The following is a 16,468-nucleotide window of genomic DNA, read 5'->3' as shown; positions in this document are numbered from 1 at the left end:
AGCCTTGGCCGACCCGCCAGGGCTTTACTCATTAGAGCCCCTGAACGAAGTGCCATACCTCCTTGGCGTACACCCAAGCCCACCAGCCGGCCCCTGCGAGGGACGCGAAGATTTTTGCTTTAACGCTGATACGCTTCAACTGCTGCATTCTGATTCTCCCTTTGCTGAAATGGCATAGGGAGAATTCTAAGTAGAATTGCTTTGAAACTGATTGCCACAAGGAAAGCTTAAATTTTGTGTGGTATTTACGTCACTTGGGCAGGACGATTTTCTCCAACCATCCCGCCTTGACACCCAGCCCGTACCCGGTCCCGTATTTGTTGCCCACGCCGGTCGAGGACCATCCCCCAATGGCCAGCCGGACATCCTCAGGGCACTGCACGTCCCTCAGGCGGTCCGCCAAGGTATGCCGCAGCTCATGTGCGGTATGGTCCAGGCCCTTGGCCCTGAGCCATTTAGCGATGACGGCACTAGGTACGGCCGCGTTTGCATGGGTCTCCGTGGTCAGCTTCGGAAAGGCGAAACGCTGGCCCGGTACGGCACTCTTACAGATGCGATTGGCCGCCCACAAGGCCATGCCCACCAGTGGCACATTACGCTTACTCTCGGCAGTCTTCAGGGAGCGCCAAGGGTGCGACTGGATCACCACGTGAGGTACCAGCGCGTCCAGCTTGATGTCGGCCATCTCCAGGCCAACAGCCTCCGCCAAGCGCAGCCCGGTATCCATGAGCAGGCCGAGGAGCCATCGGTCCGGATCGTCCGCATCCTGGATCAGGTCCGCCAGTTTGACCAACTCGTCATGTGTGAATGGCTCACGCTCATTCTTGTCGTCACCTTCGCCCGGTATCGGCAGGTCCGCCAAGGGGTTCTTGCGGTCAATCTCCCGCTCCGTGAAGTAGTTGTTCAGGATCGCCCGGTTCGTGTTCAGCACACGCCGGATAGAGCCAGTACTTAGCTTTTGCTCCTGAAGCTTAGACACCAGCATGTGGGCATCGGTCCGGTTGATATCCTTGACTGGCTTGTCGCCTAAGACACTCACCATCTTCGAGAAGAGATATTCCGTGGTCTTGCGGAACTTCGGGTCATCACGCTTTTTGTGGTGGTCCAGGTACAGCTTCAGGGCATCGCTGAGGGTCTCCGTGAGGGACCCCGCGAGCATCTGGGCGGCTGCCATCTCATGTGGTGCCAAGTATTCATCTGGGCTGGCCTCACGGTAGGCGATTTCGTCCCCTTCAGCAAACGCAATCCGTTTCTCGTCCAGGCTGTCATACAGCAAAGCCACGGCCATTGGGTCTGGGCGAACTGGGTCAATACCGAAGGCGCCGAGGAAGCCATGGGCACGCTCTCGGGTGCTCCTGGGAGTCTGGGAAGTGACGCCTCCGCGCATCGCTGCCCACTCGGCCTCAGTCTTCTGGTTCAGTTTTTTGATCTCGCCAGCGGCCTCAAACACGTTCTGTGCATCGAGTTTGACCTTGATGGTCTTGGCACCGTAGCGTGCCTGAAGGTCGCCTGGAATGGCCCGCTGGTAGTAGATGGAGTTGCCGCGCTGGTATGCGTAGCGGATAGTCATGGTGAGAATGCCGGAAGAAATTTTCATCACTCTACCACACTTCTACCACGTTTTCGAGGCCGGAAAGTGTGGATACTCCTTTATAATCAGATAGTTAAGGGTTGGCTACCTGCTCATCTGTAAGGAGTTTATTTCTTTCGCCAATGAATGTTATCACCGCGAAGAAAGTATTTTCGCAGCGAAACTCAATCGAACAAGGGGTGGAACGCTGAACTACGTGTTATCCCTTATCAAAAAACGACAAAATCTTTGACGGAACCGCTTGATCTTATTCAAAAGATCAGGAAATAAATTGAGAATAATTCTCATTATCGTCCCGCGGAATCTCATCATCATTCAGCCCACGTGTGACTATTGCTTAAAACCGGGGTCAGACCCCAGTTTTAGGAAATGTTTCCTAAATTCGGGGTCAGACCCCGGTTTCAGGAAACTTTTCGGCATCGCTTTATGCAGGTGATGGTCCGGCGGGTCGCCGATGCCTGTGGCATCATGTCCGCCTCATCTGAAGGAGCGCATTGCCATGGTCGACGAATCCTCTATCGCCTGTCCCACCGCTTTCGGGCAGGAGCCGCCTCCCGCCACGGCGCGGCGCGATGTGCTGCGCGTGAAGGAGGGCAGTGCGGCGCGGGCGGAGGATGTGCTGGCCGACGAGGTGCCGGTGGCGCTCGTCTACAACGGCATCTCGCATGCGGTGATGATGGCCACGCCGCTCGACCTGGAAGACTTCGCGCTCGGCTTTTCGCTGACGGAGGCGCTGATCGACCACCCCGGCGAATGCTACGGCATCGATATCGAAGCGGGGCCGGCCGGCGTGGCCGTGCAGCTGGAGATCGCCAGCCGGGCGTTCGTCGCGCTGAAGGAGCGCCGCCGCTCGCTGGCCGGCCGCACCGGCTGCGGCCTGTGCGGCGTGGACAGTCTCGACCAGGTGTACCGCACGCTGCCCCAGGCACCGCGAGAGGCGGTCCTCACGGGGCAGGCGGTGCGCGCCGCGCTGGCCGCGCTGCCGGGGCGCCAGGCGCTCAACGGGCTCACCGGGGCCACGCACGCGGCGGCCTGGTGCGACATGACCGGCCACCTCGCCGTTGTGCGCGAAGATGTGGGGCGCCACAACGCGCTCGACAAGGTGGCCGGCGCGCTGGCCCGCGAGCCGTCCTTGCGCACGGGTGACGGCTTCGTCCTGGTCACGAGCCGCGTCAGCGTGGAAATGGTGCAGAAGGCGGCGATGGCGGGGGCCGTGGGCATCGTCGGTGTCTCGGCGCCCACGGCGGCGGCCGTGCGCATGGCCGCCGGCGCCGGGCTCGTGCTGGTGGCGTTTGCCCGCGGTGACCGCTTCACCTGCTACGCCGGGGAGGCCCGCGTAGTCCCCTGACCTTCGTGCCCTGATCCCGGCGGCTTGGATCGGCGTGCCCGTGACGGTATGATGTTGTTTTTATTTCATCGTGCCGCCGCCCATGACGACTGTTGAGCAATTGCGCGCCCGCCTGTCCGGGCCCGCCCCCGACCATGTCCGCTTTACCGGACCCACGATCGATATCGCCGGCATCACCCCGCAGGAACTGGGCAGCATCTGGCCCTTGCTGCATGCGGCGCGGCGCGACAAGATGCTGCGACCGCTGGCCGACGAGGTGTTCAGGCAGGTGGCGCAATCCGGCATCGCGCCCGAGCTGGACAGCGCCACGCTGGCCGCCACACTGCGCGCGGCCGCCAATTGCGGCGGGTGGGGTTTCAGCCTGGCCCAATCGCTTGCCTGCCTTGCCGGCCCGCCGTCGGAGGAGCTGGTCGAGGCACTGCAACCGTTGCTGCCCGACGAGGCGCGCTGGGTCTCCGGGCGCCGCAGCCTGCTGGCATCGTTGTCCCTGACCGGCGCGCACGACAAGCTCGCGCTGCTCGACCTGATGGTCAGCGGCGCGTTCGGCACGTCGTTGCCCGCCCGTGAACACGCCGCATTGAAACAGGTCGGCCGGCGCACGCTGCTGGCACTGCAGGCATCGAACGAGTACAGCCGGGACGACGTCGCGGCACGCCGCTGGCTGGAGGTCGCCGAAGCACTGGCCGAGGAACCGGCATACGTGGCATTTGCCCGCGATGCGCTCGAAGAGGCCGCCGACGCGGCGCAGCGCGTGCAGGATGGCGCCGTCCCCTACAAATCCGACGGCGCCTTTACCACCGCAGATGCCGAGGTGCTGGGCCTGGCGGCACGCGTGGCGGGGGCGCTCGATGCGCCATGGTATGGCGATGCCATCGGCCGCCTGTTGCCGGCCGTTTGCGTGGCGCCCACTGCCGCGAAGACGGCGCCTTCCCAGGCCGTGACGATCGCGCTGGGGCAGGCCATCGAAGCGGTGCCCACGCCGGAAAGCGTGGCCGCCCTGCGCGACGCAGTGCGCGTGGTGCGCCATGCCGGCCTGGAGAAGAAACTGTCCCGCAACGTCAAGCCGGCCGAGCGGGGCCTGGCCGCGCGGCCCGAGGTGGCGCTGCGCCTGGGCGACATCGGCCTGCCGCCGAAGCAGCAGCGCGCGCTGCTGGCCAGTTTCTTCGACACGGCCCTGTGCCGGCCCTTCACGCTGCCGTACCGCGATTGGCGCACGCGGCTGCTGGCCGGCGACGTGATGGCCGACAATGCGCGCACGCTCGTGTGGACTGCCGGCGCGGCGTTCATGCTGGGCGATGGCGATGAACCCGTCGACGCGGCGGGGCGCCCGGTCGCCGTGCCCGACGAGGCGCCCGTCACGCTGTGGCACCCGGTCGAGGCAGACGAAGCCGAGCGCGAAGCCTGGCGCGCCCGGCTGGTCGCACGGGAACTGCGACAGCCCGTGCGGCAGGTGTTTCGCGAATTCTATCTGCCGCGCCCGGACGACGTGGACGCATGCAGCCAGTTCGCCGGTTATGAACTGTCCGCCGTGCGCCTGCTCGGCCTGGCGCGGCGCGAAGGCTGGATCCTCGATAACGGCACGCCCGCACGGCGTTTCGGCGATGTCCGCGTGAAGTTCGACACCAGCTGGTCGTTGTATCCCGGTTGTGGCGGCACGGTCACGAGCGCCGCGATCGGGTTTTACCGCGGACGCGAACGGTTACCCGTGCGCGATGTGCCACCGCGCGTGCTGTCGGAAGCATGCCGCGCCACCGACTTGCTGGTCAGCGTGTCGGCGGTGGCGCTGGAGCGGGACGAGCGCAACGAGCCCTACTGGCAACGCCTCGACGTGCTGGTGGACCAGGCCGGCGTGGATGGCCTGCGCCGGCAAGTGCTGCAACGGCTGCTGCACGCCCAGATCGCGGCCGGCAGCGTGGCCATCGAAGGTTTTCATGTGCATGCGGGGGGGCGCAGGTGAGCCTGCGCACCGGTCGCGTTGTGCGCGACGGCACACCGGTCGAGCTGGACCTGGCGCCGATAAAGGGCAAAGTGGGCAAAGGGAGCAAGGGGGACAAGCGCCTGCTTGCCGTGCCCTGGCTGCCATACGACGAAGCCTTGCTGGAACGGGTGGTCCACAGCGTGGGGGTGCTGCTGAACCCGCCATAGGATGCGGCGTAGACTGACACGCGCGTGGGCAGTGTGCTGACGCAACGCCGGTGCGACCCTTGGTTAAATGGCGCAAAGAGGCTCACCATGAAGCACACCATGGACAAACACCACGCCAGCGGCGCCACGCCGCATATCAAGCTCGGACTGGACACGGTGGACGTCGACGCCGTACTGGAAGCCTGCGAACTGGTGGGGCGCGTGCTGAGAGGCATGTCGCCCGAGCAGAATGCACGCACGGCGGCGCGCCTGCTGACGGAAGCCACCCGCGATGAACACCACGACGCGCCGCTGACACGCTCGATCCTCGTCGAAGTGGCGCGCGCGCTGCAGCGGCGCGACTGCCGCTGATGTTCAGGCATTGTTCGGAACGATCGGGAACCATCTGAAACTGTTCGGAAGCGGACAGCGGCTGGCCGCTTCCGGGCGACCGCATCCGCTGCGCCGCGCGCGAACGGGCACGCCACCACAAGATCGGCCCTGGCACGCAAGTTGCACATAACCCATCTTTCATTGCTACAGTGGAGGAATGGATGACTGCAACCGACCCGGGGCACGGCCGATGAGCGCCCACGATAGTTCACGACCAGGTTCACGAGTCGGGCCCCACTTCCGCAGGCGCGTCGATTTCCTGATCCTGCGCACTGCCTGGCGTGCGCTGGCCGCGGCGCGGTGGCAAACGCTGCTCGCCACCAGCGCCCTCGCGCTCGGTCTTGCCGTGTTTACGCTGCTGAGCGGATTTGTGGGCCATGCGCTGGGCGTCAACGCCCACCTGCCCGAAGGCTTGTATCTCGTCAGGCAGCGCGACAATACCGCCGCCCAGGCGCCCTGGTTCGACCAGGCGCCGATGGCACTGGCACGCGCGGCGGCGGCACTGCCCGGCGTGGCCGGCGCCACCGTGCTTGTGCCCTTGCGGCCCGAAATGAAAGGCTTGACCGTCCGCGCCGGCGGCCGGCTCGTACCGGTGCAGGGATTGACGGTGCTGCCCGGGTTTGCCGACATGATGGGCCTGCGCGCCATCGACGGCGACGTGGAAGCGGCGTTGGCGCGCCCCGATGGCATCGTGCTGACCCGTGCCACGGCGCTGCGCCTGTTCGGCACGGCCGATGCCGTGGGCCGCACCCTCCGGGCGGAGGGGCGGGTGCTGCGTGTGGCGGCGGTGCTGGTGCCGCAGGCCGGACCGACCACGTTGCCCTTCGATGCGCTGACGGGCGTGGCCAGCGCCATCGTGGAGCCGGCAATCCGTGAAGAGATGCTGACCGGGGCGCAGGGCTGGCCCGGCAAGGTGCTGCTGCGCCTCGCGCCCGACGCATCGCCGGAGGCGATCGCCGCCGCGCTGCAGGCCGCCGTCGAGCGCCTGCCCGGCACGCAGCGCCATGCGCCGGACGTGATCGCCAGGTTGGCGGGCCGCAAGCCGCTGGAGCTGGGACTGGCGCCGCTGCGCAGCGCCTATTTCGACCATGAACTGGGCAGCAACTTCCTGTGGAGCGCCGGCGAGCGCGTCAATCCGGTGCTGGTGGCCGGACTGGGCGCGGTGGCGCTGCTGATCCTCGCGCTGGCCGGCGCCAACTACGTGAACCTGGCTGCCGTGCGCGTGTTGCGCCGGCAGCGTGAACTGGCCGTTCGCAAGGTGCTCGGCGCCCGGGCGCGCGACATCGCCGCCCAGTGCGTGGCTGAAGCGTTGACGGTGGCGCTGGCCGCCACCACCATAGGCCTGCTGCTGGCATGGCTCGCCCAGCCCGCATTCGCCGCGCTGGCGGGGCGCGACCTGTCCGCCATGTTCGGGGCCGCCCATGTGGCGGGGGTGGTGGCCACCGGCATCGCACTCGGCTGCGCCGCCGCCGCGTACCCGGCCTGGCTGGCCTTGCGCGTGCGTCCCGACCGGGCCTTGTCCGGCAAGCCCGACACGGAATCGCGCGGCGCCGCGCGGGCCCGCCGGGTGCTGACGGTATTGCAGCTGGCCGTGGCGATGGGCGTGGCCGGCGTGGCGCTGGCGATCGCCTGGCAGGCACGCTACGCGGCGCAGGCCGCCCCAGGCTTCGACCCGCGGCCGCTGACGCTGGTCGACGTGCCCGAGCAGGTACGCTTTTCCGACAAGGCGCGCGGGTTCATGGCGGCGATCGCGGCGCAGCCCGGCATCGACGGCGTGGCCGTGTCGCTGGACGCGGTGGGCCGCAGCGAAGACACGCTCGGCCGCAGCTACCAGAAGCCGGGCGGGCAGGGCATGACGCTCGAGGTGCGCTGGGTGGGCGCGAACTTCTTCACGCTGTACAACATTCGCGCCCGCGCCGGCCGGCTGTTCGATCCGCGCCTGGACCGCGACGACGATCCGCATCCGCTGGTGCTGAACGAAGTGGCCGCGCGCACGCTGGGCTTCACGGACCCGGCGCAGGCGGTGGGCCAGACAGTGCTGTTCCGCGACTGGGACGGCAAGGTATCGCCGCGTAGCGTGATCGGCATCGCGCCGCCGCTGCGCTTCCAGTCGCTGCGCGAGCCGCCGCGCCCCATCGCCTTTGAACTGTCGACCGGCGGCGCCACGCTGACGGTGCGCTCGGCATTGCCCGCGGCGCGGGTCGATGCCCTGGTGCGCCAGCTGTGGCCGCGCTGGTTCCCGGACGCGCTGCCGCGCATCGCCCCCGCCGGTGCCGTGCTGGAACGGAACTATGCCGACGATGCACGCCTGGCCCGCCTGCTCGCGATCGCGGCCGGCGTGGCGCTGGCGTTTTCCGCCGCCGGCTGCTATGCGCTGTCGGCCCATACCGTGCAGCGGCGCGCGAAGGAAATCGTGCTGCGCAAGCTGCACGGCGCGCCCGGCAGCGCCGTCGGGCTGCTGGTGCTGCGCGAAACGGGCACGCTGGCCGTGCTGGGCGCCGTTGCCGGCTTGCCCGTCGCCGCGCTGGTCATCGAACGCTACCTTGCCGGCTACGTGGAGCGCGCGCCGGCCGGGCAGTGGGCGCTGCCGTGCGCGGTGGCTGCCACGGTGGCCGTGGCACTGGTCGCCGCGGCCCGCCACGCCTGGCTGGCCACGCGCGCCGCGCCGGCAGCGGCGCTCCGAGTGTAGAAGCCACGCGCCGGTCGCAAGCCTGCGGCCCGCTGACAGTCGTGGCAGACAGGCTTGGCTGATCCAAAAAATGCGTCCCGTATCGTTCACGCCGCAGGGCAAGTTTGCGTTGTAACGCCAAATACTTCGCCCTATAGCGGATCAATGCGAACGAGCCGGCTCGACGTCATCTGGCGGGCCTGCCGCGCCGGCGGCTGAATGGGGCGGATATGGGCAATGAACCCACGTTGGAGGTGCGGCGCGAGCAACCCTATGTGGGGACGCGAAAGGTCATGGCCATGCGCGATTTCGATCGCGAGATCCCCGCGATGACGGCGGCGGTGGCCGGGTGGTTGGACGCCCACCACGTGCGCCCGTCGGGCGAGCCATTCCTGCGCTTCCATGTCATCGACATGCCGGAACGGATGGATGTGGAGCTCGGCATGCCGACAGACCATGCGCACGACACTGCGGGCCAGGTGGAAAGCGGCCTGCTGCCGGCTGGCCGCTACGCCGTGACGGTGTACACGAATCTCGAAAACGCCGTGTCGGCCAACACGGTGCCATCAAGTTTGTTACTATAGTGCAACGAACGAGGCCTGGCAGAACGCTATCACTGTGATAGTTTCCCTTTATCGTGTTACATTCCAGGACCTGCCTTGCCCCCGCAGTTTCCTTGACACTAGGCCCGCCCTCCCTAGTCATGAAGATTTGTTATGCCGGCTGAAGCACGTGCTCGTAGTATCGCCATCATCGCAGTCGTGGTTTCCATCCTCGTTGCTGCCATTCCGTTTTTCATCAACAGTCGCGTCAGCGAAGGCGTACCGCAACTCAAGCTTGCGGCAGACCGCCAGACCGCGTACACCGACCTGCTCGGCATGTTGCGGGACGTCGAGTCCGGGCAGAGGGGATTTGCACTGAGCGGCCTGGATGTCTTTCTCGAGCCCTACACGGCGGCCGTCCTGGAAATTCCTTCGCTGAAGCGCGAGCTCATGAAGGGCGCACTGGATGCCCAGGAGCGCGACGCGATTCGCCAGATCACCGAGCTGACGGATGCCAAGTTGGCGAACGCCGCCGACAGCATTGCTGCACGCAAGAACTTTGGCGCGGCACCCGATAGCCTGTATGCATCGACTGCGCTCGGCAAGGCGCAGATGGACAAACTGAGAGGTCTCATCGGCAAGCAGATCACGCTGATGGCGGAACGGCGCGATCGCGCAAGGAAAACCCTGATTGACGGGTCGGCACAGGTGGCCTATTTCAGCGCCTTCGCCGGACTGTTCAATGCCCTGCTGCTCGGCACCGCAGCTTTCAATGTCCGGCGGCTGTTCAGGGATCGTGCGCACGCCGCGGATCAGCTGAAAGAAGCGATTGCGCTGGCGGAAACGCGCAATGCCATGATGTCGGGCAGTGCCCGCCTGCTGCAGGCACTCGACTCGATACGGACGCTCGATGACACGTCGGCTGTCCTCACGCCATGCCTGACGGCTTTGCTGCCGAACGTGTCCGGAACGGTCTATCTTTACCGTGACGCGAATGACGTGCTGGAACCCCTGGCAAGCTGGGGCGCCGATGCGGCACGTTCAGCCATCGCATCGGAAGACTGCTGGGCGCTTCGTTTCGGCCGGGCGCATGATCACCACGTCGAGACCGACCTGTGCTGCCACCATCTGCAAGGCGACCCGCACAGGCACCACCTTTGCATCCCGATGGTGACGCAGGGCGCGGTACTGGGATTGATGTCGGTGAAGGTGGACCAGCTGCCGGACAGGAATTTTGCGCTGCACCGCGAACTGGTCACCGTGCTGGCGGAACAGGTCTCGCTGGCGTTGTCCAACGTGCGCCTGCGCGAAGCCCTGCGCGAGCAGTCGATCATCGATCCGCTGACCGACCTGTACAACCGCAGGTTCCTCGAAGAGTCCTTGAAGCGCGAGCTCGCGCGCAGCGTGCGAAACCGGGCGCCCCTTTCCGTGATCATGTTCGATGTCGACCACTTCAAGCGGCTGAACGACACCTTCGGCCATGACGCGGGCGACGTGGTCCTGAAGGCGGTCGCCGCGGCCACGAAAGCGGCAGTGCGCAAGGCGGACATCGTTTGCCGGTACGGCGGCGAGGAGATGATCGTGGTATTGCCCGACTGTGCCCAAGGCATGGCGATGGAGCGGGCAGAGATGATCCGCCGGGCGATCGAGTCCGTCCGGATCGAGCACGGCGGGCGTGAAATCCCGCAAGTCACCGCATCGTTCGGCGTTGCCAGCCATCCGAACTTCGGGCTGGACGGCGATGCCCTGGTCCGCGCTGCCGACGCGGCACTGTATGTGGCGAAACGCCGCGGCCGGAATAACGTCCAGATGGCGGCTTAGAGCGCCAGAACGCTGTCGACCTGCGTGTAGTCGATCGTCTCGGCGCCGGCGTGCTCGCGCGCCATTTGCAATCGCTCGGGAAAACGGTCGATCGCGATCACCCGCTCGGCGCCCATCAGCCGCGCGCTCTGCTGCGCCATCAGGCCCACGCCACCGCAGCCCCAGACCGCGACCGTGTCGCCCGGACGGATGTCGCAGAAATCGGCGCCCATATAGCCGGTCGGCGCCGCGTCCGATAGAAACAGCGCGGTCTCGTCCGCCACCCCGTCGGGGACCTTAAAGCAGTCGTTGTCGGCAAACGGTACCCGAACGTATTGCGCGTGCGCACCCGCGTAGCCGCCGAAAGCGCGGGTATAGCCGTAGATGCCGGCCGTGGGATATCCGCCGAGCATTGGCTCCTGCAATTCGGGTTTGGGATGCGTGTTGTCGCACAAGGAGTAGAGAGATTGCTGGCAATACCAGCATTGGCCGCACACAATGAATGACTGGACCACGACGCGGTCGCCCTTCGCCACGCGCTAGACCGCGGGGCCGACTTCCTCGATCACGCCCATGAACTCGTGGCCGGGCGTGGTGCAAGCTATTCGGCTCGGCGGATCAATCAATAAAATCAAATGAATGCCCCTCTTCATAATTCGTGGCCTGCTTACACTGTGTATAGATGCACTTGCGGCGGATCGATGCTTCCGCGGTGTAGAGGTACCCGCGAGCGCTTACTTGCGGGTTTTTGTCGATAGCCGCCGGGAGTGCCGTGCCCGTCAGGTGGGCCGTTCATATCCTGGTAGATCAAAGGAGCAGACTATGAAAGCTGTTGTCTATCGCGGTCCCAATCAGGTCGCCGTCGAAAACGTGCCCGATCCCAAGATCGAACGTCCGACGGATGCCATCGTCAAAATTACCAGCACCAACATCTGCGGTTCCGACCTGCACATGTACGAGGGCCGGACCGATTTCGAGCAGGGCCGCGTCTTCGGCCACGAGAACCTCGGCGTGGTCATGGAAGTCGGCCCGGCGGTTGAGCGGCTCAAGCCCGGGGACTGGGTGTGCATGCCGTTCAATATCAGCTGTGGCCACTGCAAGAACTGTGAACGCGGCCTGACCGCATACTGCCTGAAGGCCAACGAGCCGGGCATAGCCGGCGGCGCGTTCGGCTTTGCCGACATGGGACCCTGGCAGGGCGGCCAAGCCGAACTCCTGCGGGTGCCCTGGGCCGATTTCATGTGCCTGAAGCTGCCACCCGACGCGCAGGAGAGGCAGACCGACTACGTGATGTGCGCCGACATCTTTCCGACCGGCTGGCATGCGACCGAACTGGCCGGCATGAAGCCTGGCGATGCGGTGGTCATCTACGGCGCCGGGCCGGTGGGCCTGATGGCCGCGCACTCGGCGATGATCAAGGGCGCCTGCAGCGTGATGGTGGTCGACTGCCATTCCGACCGGCTGAAGCTTGCCGAGTCGATCGGTGCGATCGCGATCGATTATGCGAAGGAGGACCCTGTGCAGCGGATCATGGACCTGACTCATGGCGTTGGCGCGGACGTGGGTTGCGAATGCGTCGGCTACCAGTGCCACGACCACCATCATCACCGCCAGGAGCGTCCCAACCTCACCATGAACAACCTGATCAACTCCGTCAAGTTCACCGGTGGGATCGGCGTGGTCGGCGTATTCGTTCCGGAGGATCCGAACAGCCCGGACGAGCTGGAGAAAGAAGGCAAGCTCGCGCTCGACTGGGGCAAGCTCTGGTTCAAGGGCCAACGCGTCGCCACCGGCCAGTGCAACGTCAAAGCCTACAATCGCCAATTGCGCGACCTGATCCACGCCGGCCGCGCCAAGCCATCGTTCATCGTGTCCCACGAACTGACACTGGAACAGGCGCCGGACGCCTACCAGCACTTCGACGTGCGCGATCACGGCTGGACCAAGGTGGTCCTGCATCCCGGCGGCTAGCGCAGCAGGGGGCTCACGTTCGGCAACACCCCGCGCTTTGATGATGTACATGCCGCCATCGCGGGTTTCTAACGTTCTCTGCCGATGGGGAAAGTGCGGCGCACGAGGAACCGGTGTTTGACTGTCTTGAACCCGGTTAGCGTTCAACTCACGGGACTAGTGGCCGGACACACCAGTTCCCGTCGCCCTATGGCGACCAGCGGCATGCCCAGAACGACGCCCGCCTGAAGAATCGCACGCGTTTCCATGCTGCGCTTGAACAAACGCGTAGGGGTCGACGTTGCCGCCAAGCGCGGCGTCTTGAGGATTGGCTGTCGATTTCCATCGACGTGCTGACCGGCGCCACTCTGCTGGCGGCGCAGAGTTGCGGCGTGGCGGCGCAAACCTCGATTTGCGACCATTGAATGAAAACCCTGACCATCTGAACTGCTCGCACATGCTGGACGCTTCCGCGCGCGACGATCCTTGCCGCAGCCCGCGCAGGACTGCCGATCAGCCTCGCTCCCGCAACCCCGGCGGTTCCCGCACAATGGCCGATTGCGTCGCACAAAAGGCGAGCACGCTCGCCACGGCGGCAAGGGCACTCCCCGCGGCAGGGAGCCAGCCTGGCCCGAACCAGTGCAGCACGGCGCCACCGAGGGCGCCGCCGGCGGCCACGCCAAAATGCATCGCGGCCATGTTCGTGCCCACGCTTCGCGCGGCGTCCTTCGGCGACGCATCCAGCAGGAATGCCTGGACGACCGGTGACACCGTCCAGCTCAGGCATCCCCACAGTGCAAGGCAAACCAGGAAGCCCGCGGTCGATTGCTGGACCAGCCAGATGCCAAGGTAGGACAGCAGATACAGTGTGGGGCTGAGCAGCAAGGCCCGGGCCCTGCCGAACCTGTCGGAGCACCAGCCTCCCAGGTATGCCCCGGCCACGCCGGCGGTCCCGAAGCAGAGGAACGCGAACGTCAGCAACCGCCCACCCGCGCCGAATGCGCTCGAGATATAGGGTGCCAGGTAGGCGAACAAGGTGAAATGCGCACCGATCATCGTGATCGACACCAGTTGCGCAAGCAGCAGGGGCTGTTGCATCGACGAGCGCCAGCCGGCGGGCCGGGCAGGCATCTTCACCGCAAAACCTTTCGGGATGCGGTGCCACAGCGCCCAGGTCAACGGCAGCCCCGACACCGTGACCGCCACGAAGATCGCGCGCCACCCGTGGTGCCGTTCGATTTCAATGCCGATCGGCACGCCAAGGACGATCGAACCGCTGATGCCCATGAAGATGATGCCGATCGCCTTGCCGCGTGCCTCGGGCGGAACCAGCTCCGCCGCGAAGCGGGTCGCCTGCATGGCGATGAGCGCGCAACAGGCAGCCATCAGCACGCGTGAGACGAGCAGGAACGCAAAGTCCGGGCTCAACGCCGCGATGAGGTTGCTCGCCATGAACGCCAGCATCGCTGCCAGAAGCATGCGCTTCGTCGCCCATTGTCCCGGCAGCGACGACACGACCAGCGCAGTGATGCCGTACGCGAAGGAAAACACGGTGGTCAGTTGCCCCGCCGTGGATGGATCAACCGCGAGGCTCGACGATACACCCGGCAGGATGCCGATAAAGACGTTTTCATCGATACCGGCAAAGAACACGGCAACAGCCAACAGCAGCACGCGACAATCCATGAAGCCCCCGACATTTAGATGAGGCCGGAAAATGCCGGCCATCTGCACATCCGTCGGGTTTCGACACGGCGTTTCGGTTATCCCGTTTGAAGAAAAATTCGAGCAGGCAGGCATCCGGCAGGCCAGGCGCCTCGTCGATGCGAACCATGGAGCGAGCTTAGCGCCGCAACGGTGGTCCGGTATGCCGGATACGGCATACCGGACATGGCTTCACAACCATATTGCTTTGACCGCCGACACGCATGGCTGCCGTCCAGGACGGCGCCTAGGCCTTTTCCCGCAACCCCAGCAATTCAGCAGCGGCACTGACCAGCGTGGCCGGCCCGACCGGCTTCGCCAGGTGATCCGTATAGCCCGCCGCGATGGCCCGGTCCCGCTCGCGCGCGCCGGCCATTGCCGTGAGCGCGAGGGCCGGCAGCGCGCGGCAGTTCGGCAGTGCGCGCACCTTGCGCAGCAGTTCGAAGCCATCCATGCCGGGCATGCTGATGTCGCTGATCAGCAGGGCGGGGCGTACGCTGGCCACGAGATTCACGGCGCCGGTGCCGCTGCCGGCCGTGTACACGCGCGCATTGGCCGCGACGAGCGCCCGTTTGAGCACGTCCAGCGAGTCGGGCTGGTCGTCGACGGCCACGATCACGGCGCCGCCCAGGTCTACTGCCTGCAGGGAAACCGGCGCGTTCTCCGCACTGCGTGGCGCGGCGAACGTGGAAAGGGGCAGGGCCACCGTGAACGTGGCACCGCGCCCGGTGCCGGCGCTGTCGGCGCGGATCGTGCCGCCCTGCAGTTCCACCAGCTGGCGCGCGATGGACAGGCCGAGGCCCAGCCCGCCGTGCTGGCGCGCCAGCGAGGCGTCGGCCTGGCGGAAGCGTTCGAACACGTGGGGCAGGAAGGCGGCATCGATGCCGGCGCCCGTATCGGCCACCCGGATCACCGCCTGGCCGGCACTGTCGGTGGCGCCGGCCACCGTGACGGTGACGCGGCCACCGGGCTCGGTGAACTTGACGGCGTTCGACAGCAGGTTGCCCATCACCTGCTGCATCCGCGCCGCGTCGGCCAGCACGGGGCCGGCCTGGCGGTCGATGTCGGTGGCGACGGTGATGCGGCGCGCCAGCGCCATCGGGCGGATCGCATCGACGGCCGCCGTGACGAAGTCCGCCGGCCAGACCGGCGCAGGCTCGACCTGCACCTTGCCGGACACGATGCCGCTCATGTCGAGCAGGTCGTCGATCATCTGCACCTGGGCGCGGGCATTGCGCTCGATCGCCGCGAGGCCGCGCTGCAGCGTGGCGTCGTCCTTCCCGCCCTGCTGCAGCAGTTGCGCCCACCCCAGCACGGCGTTCAGCGGCGTGCGCAGCTCGTGCGACAGCGTGGCCAGGAATTCATCCTTCAGGAGCGACAGCCGTTCCACCTGCAAGCGTGCTTCGTGCTCGCTCTGGAATTGCGTGCGGCGCTCCTCGGCCGTGGCCAGCGATGCCGCCAGCACGTGGGTACGGGCCTCGAGGCGGGCATCGTAGACGGCGACGATCAGTGCGATCGTCAGGATGCCGGCGGTGCCGATGGCAACGAGGACGGCCAGGTGTACGCCATCCGCGCCGGACGCCGCGGCCAGGCACACGCTGCCCGCCGGGAAACCGGCGGCGCCCATGCCCGTGTAGTGCATGCCGGCGATCGCCAGGCCCATCACCACGGCGGCCGCGGCCTGGATCAACGTGGCCCGTGGCGTGCGCATGCGCAGGCGGTAGGCGATCCACAGGGACAGGGCGGCGGCGCCGATCGCCAGAAGTACGGAAGCGGCGAGCGCGAGCGGTTCCCACACGATGCCGGGCGACATGCGCATGCCCGCCATGCCCGTATAGTGCATGCCTGCGATGCCGAGGCCCATCAGCAGGGCGGCACTGCCGAGCCGGCGCGCGGGCACGACGCGGTGGCGCAGCTGCCACAGCGCCAGCCCCGTGACCACCACCGGCAGCAGCAGCGACAGGCCGGTGATGCCGAGATCGTAGCCGATGGGGATCGGCAGGCGGAACGCCAGCATGCCGATGAAGTGCATCGACCAGATGCCGGTGCCGAGCGCCAGCGCGCCGCCGGCCGTCCAGCCGGCCGCCGCGATGCCGTGCGCGCTGCGCACGCGGTCGGCCAGGCTCAGGCCTGTAAAGGCCGCGAAGATCGCGACCGCGATCGAGATGCCGACGAGGATGGGGTGGTAGTTGCCGCTAAGCATGATTCCAGTGTGCCGATGGGCTGTCATCACTATACCGGAGTCACGCGTGCAATGAGAGGACGGGACGTGCGTACGGGGCGGCAGGGTGGCAAGGGCGCCACGATAGCAGCGCGCATGCCGGGCCGGCCGTCAGCTCGGCCGGGCC

General features: G+C 66.4%; 12 protein-coding genes. 8 read left to right on the top strand and 4 right to left on the bottom strand.

The features are described from left to right. Positions 1 to 250: 250 nt before the first annotated feature. A complete protein-coding gene (locus tag EWM63_RS30845) occupies positions 251 to 1,597 on the bottom strand; it encodes a tyrosine-type recombinase/integrase (protein WP_130189932.1) in 1,347 nt (448 codons plus the stop codon). Between the two features lie 493 nt (positions 1,598 to 2,090). Here EWM63_RS30845 and fdhD point away from each other — a divergent pair, with 493 nt between their 5' ends. From fdhD to EWM63_RS30810, 7 genes are all read left to right on the top strand, one after another. Beyond that, positions 2,091 to 2,939, top strand: coding sequence for a formate dehydrogenase accessory sulfurtransferase FdhD (fdhD, locus tag EWM63_RS30840; RefSeq protein WP_130189931.1), 849 nt, complete (start codon positions 2,091 to 2,093; stop codon positions 2,937 to 2,939). A gap of 82 nt (positions 2,940 to 3,021) precedes the next feature. Further along, a complete protein-coding gene (locus EWM63_RS30835; protein ID WP_130189930.1) occupies positions 3,022 to 4,896 on the top strand; it encodes a DUF4132 domain-containing protein in 1,875 nt (624 codons plus the stop codon). Then, positions 4,893 to 5,084, top strand: a complete 192-nt coding sequence (locus tag EWM63_RS30830) for a hypothetical protein (protein WP_130189929.1) — start codon at positions 4,893 to 4,895, stop codon at positions 5,082 to 5,084. The genes EWM63_RS30835 and EWM63_RS30830 overlap by 4 nt, the downstream gene beginning before the upstream one ends. 87 nt (positions 5,085 to 5,171) lie before the next feature. Then, positions 5,172 to 5,435: a hypothetical protein gene (locus tag EWM63_RS30825; RefSeq protein WP_165391008.1), complete on the top strand. Its 264-nt coding sequence runs from the start codon at positions 5,172 to 5,174 to the stop codon at positions 5,433 to 5,435. Between the two features lie 211 nt (positions 5,436 to 5,646). Next, the gene (locus tag EWM63_RS30820) at positions 5,647 to 8,145 is read left to right on the top strand and encodes an ABC transporter permease (protein WP_165391007.1); all 2,499 of its coding nucleotides are present in this window, start codon (positions 5,647 to 5,649) and stop codon (positions 8,143 to 8,145) included. A gap of 278 nt (positions 8,146 to 8,423) precedes the next feature. After that, positions 8,424 to 8,708, top strand: a complete 285-nt coding sequence (locus EWM63_RS30815; protein ID WP_130189926.1) for a GyrI-like domain-containing protein — start codon at positions 8,424 to 8,426, stop codon at positions 8,706 to 8,708. Positions 8,709 to 8,840: 132 nt separating this feature from the next. Continuing rightward, complete coding sequence (locus tag EWM63_RS30810) at positions 8,841 to 10,487, top strand: sensor domain-containing diguanylate cyclase (RefSeq protein ID WP_130189925.1); 1,647 nt, start codon at positions 8,841 to 8,843, stop codon at positions 10,485 to 10,487. On the opposite strand, the gene EWM63_RS30805 is transcribed toward EWM63_RS30810, so the two are convergent. Beyond that, positions 10,484 to 11,002 carry a zinc-binding dehydrogenase gene (locus EWM63_RS30805; RefSeq protein ID WP_207221199.1) on the bottom strand — a complete coding sequence of 173 codons (519 nt, stop codon included), beginning with the start codon at positions 11,000 to 11,002 and terminating at the stop codon, positions 10,484 to 10,486. The genes EWM63_RS30810 and EWM63_RS30805 overlap by 4 nt on opposite strands. 286 nt (positions 11,003 to 11,288) lie before the next feature. On the opposite strand from EWM63_RS30805, the gene EWM63_RS30800 reads away from it, so the two are divergent. Further along, positions 11,289 to 12,437 carry a glutathione-independent formaldehyde dehydrogenase gene (locus EWM63_RS30800; RefSeq protein ID WP_130189924.1) on the top strand — a complete coding sequence of 383 codons (1,149 nt, stop codon included), beginning with the start codon at positions 11,289 to 11,291 and terminating at the stop codon, positions 12,435 to 12,437. A gap of 492 nt (positions 12,438 to 12,929) precedes the next feature. Here EWM63_RS30800 and EWM63_RS30795 read toward each other — a convergent pair whose 3' ends face one another. Then, positions 12,930 to 14,144: an MFS transporter gene (locus EWM63_RS30795; protein ID WP_165391006.1), complete on the bottom strand. Its 1,215-nt coding sequence runs from the start codon at positions 14,142 to 14,144 to the stop codon at positions 12,930 to 12,932. A 223-nt stretch (positions 14,145 to 14,367) separates the two neighbouring features. Beyond that, positions 14,368 to 16,323 (bottom strand): MHYT domain-containing protein, encoded by a 1,956-nt coding sequence (locus tag EWM63_RS30790; RefSeq protein WP_165391005.1) that lies wholly within the window; start codon positions 16,321 to 16,323, stop codon positions 14,368 to 14,370. Between the last annotated feature and the right edge of the window lie 145 nt (positions 16,324 to 16,468).

Origin of the sequence: Pseudoduganella lutea, assembly GCF_004209755.1 — a bacterium.
In the GTDB taxonomy this organism is placed as follows: domain Bacteria; phylum Pseudomonadota; class Gammaproteobacteria; order Burkholderiales; family Burkholderiaceae_D; genus Rugamonas; species Rugamonas lutea.
The sequence above is the reverse complement of the archived record's forward strand: the minus strand, read 5'-3'. Positions and strand labels throughout refer to the sequence as shown.

What these genes read in the sequence shown, in the direction of transcription:
- EWM63_RS30810 (WP_130189925.1), top strand. Translation starts at nt 8,841, where the DNA reads ATGCCGGCTGAAGCACGTGCTCGTAGTATCGCCATCATCGCAGTCGTG.
- EWM63_RS30845 (WP_130189932.1), bottom strand. Translation starts at nt 1,597, where the DNA reads ATGAAAATTTCTTCCGGCATTCTCACCATGACTATCCGCTACGCATAC.
- EWM63_RS30800 (WP_130189924.1), top strand. Translation starts at nt 11,289, where the DNA reads ATGAAAGCTGTTGTCTATCGCGGTCCCAATCAGGTCGCCGTCGAAAAC.
- EWM63_RS30820 (WP_165391007.1), top strand. Translation starts at nt 5,647, where the DNA reads ATGAGCGCCCACGATAGTTCACGACCAGGTTCACGAGTCGGGCCCCAC.
- EWM63_RS30795 (WP_165391006.1), bottom strand. Translation starts at nt 14,144, where the DNA reads ATGGCCGGCATTTTCCGGCCTCATCTAAATGTCGGGGGCTTCATGGAT.
- EWM63_RS30790 (WP_165391005.1), bottom strand. Translation starts at nt 16,323, where the DNA reads ATGCTTAGCGGCAACTACCACCCCATCCTCGTCGGCATCTCGATCGCG.
- EWM63_RS30835 (WP_130189930.1), top strand. Translation starts at nt 3,022, where the DNA reads ATGACGACTGTTGAGCAATTGCGCGCCCGCCTGTCCGGGCCCGCCCCC.
- EWM63_RS30825 (WP_165391008.1), top strand. Translation starts at nt 5,172, where the DNA reads ATGAAGCACACCATGGACAAACACCACGCCAGCGGCGCCACGCCGCAT.
- fdhD (WP_130189931.1), top strand. Translation starts at nt 2,091, where the DNA reads ATGGTCGACGAATCCTCTATCGCCTGTCCCACCGCTTTCGGGCAGGAG.
- EWM63_RS30815 (WP_130189926.1), top strand. Translation starts at nt 8,424, where the DNA reads ATGCGCGATTTCGATCGCGAGATCCCCGCGATGACGGCGGCGGTGGCC.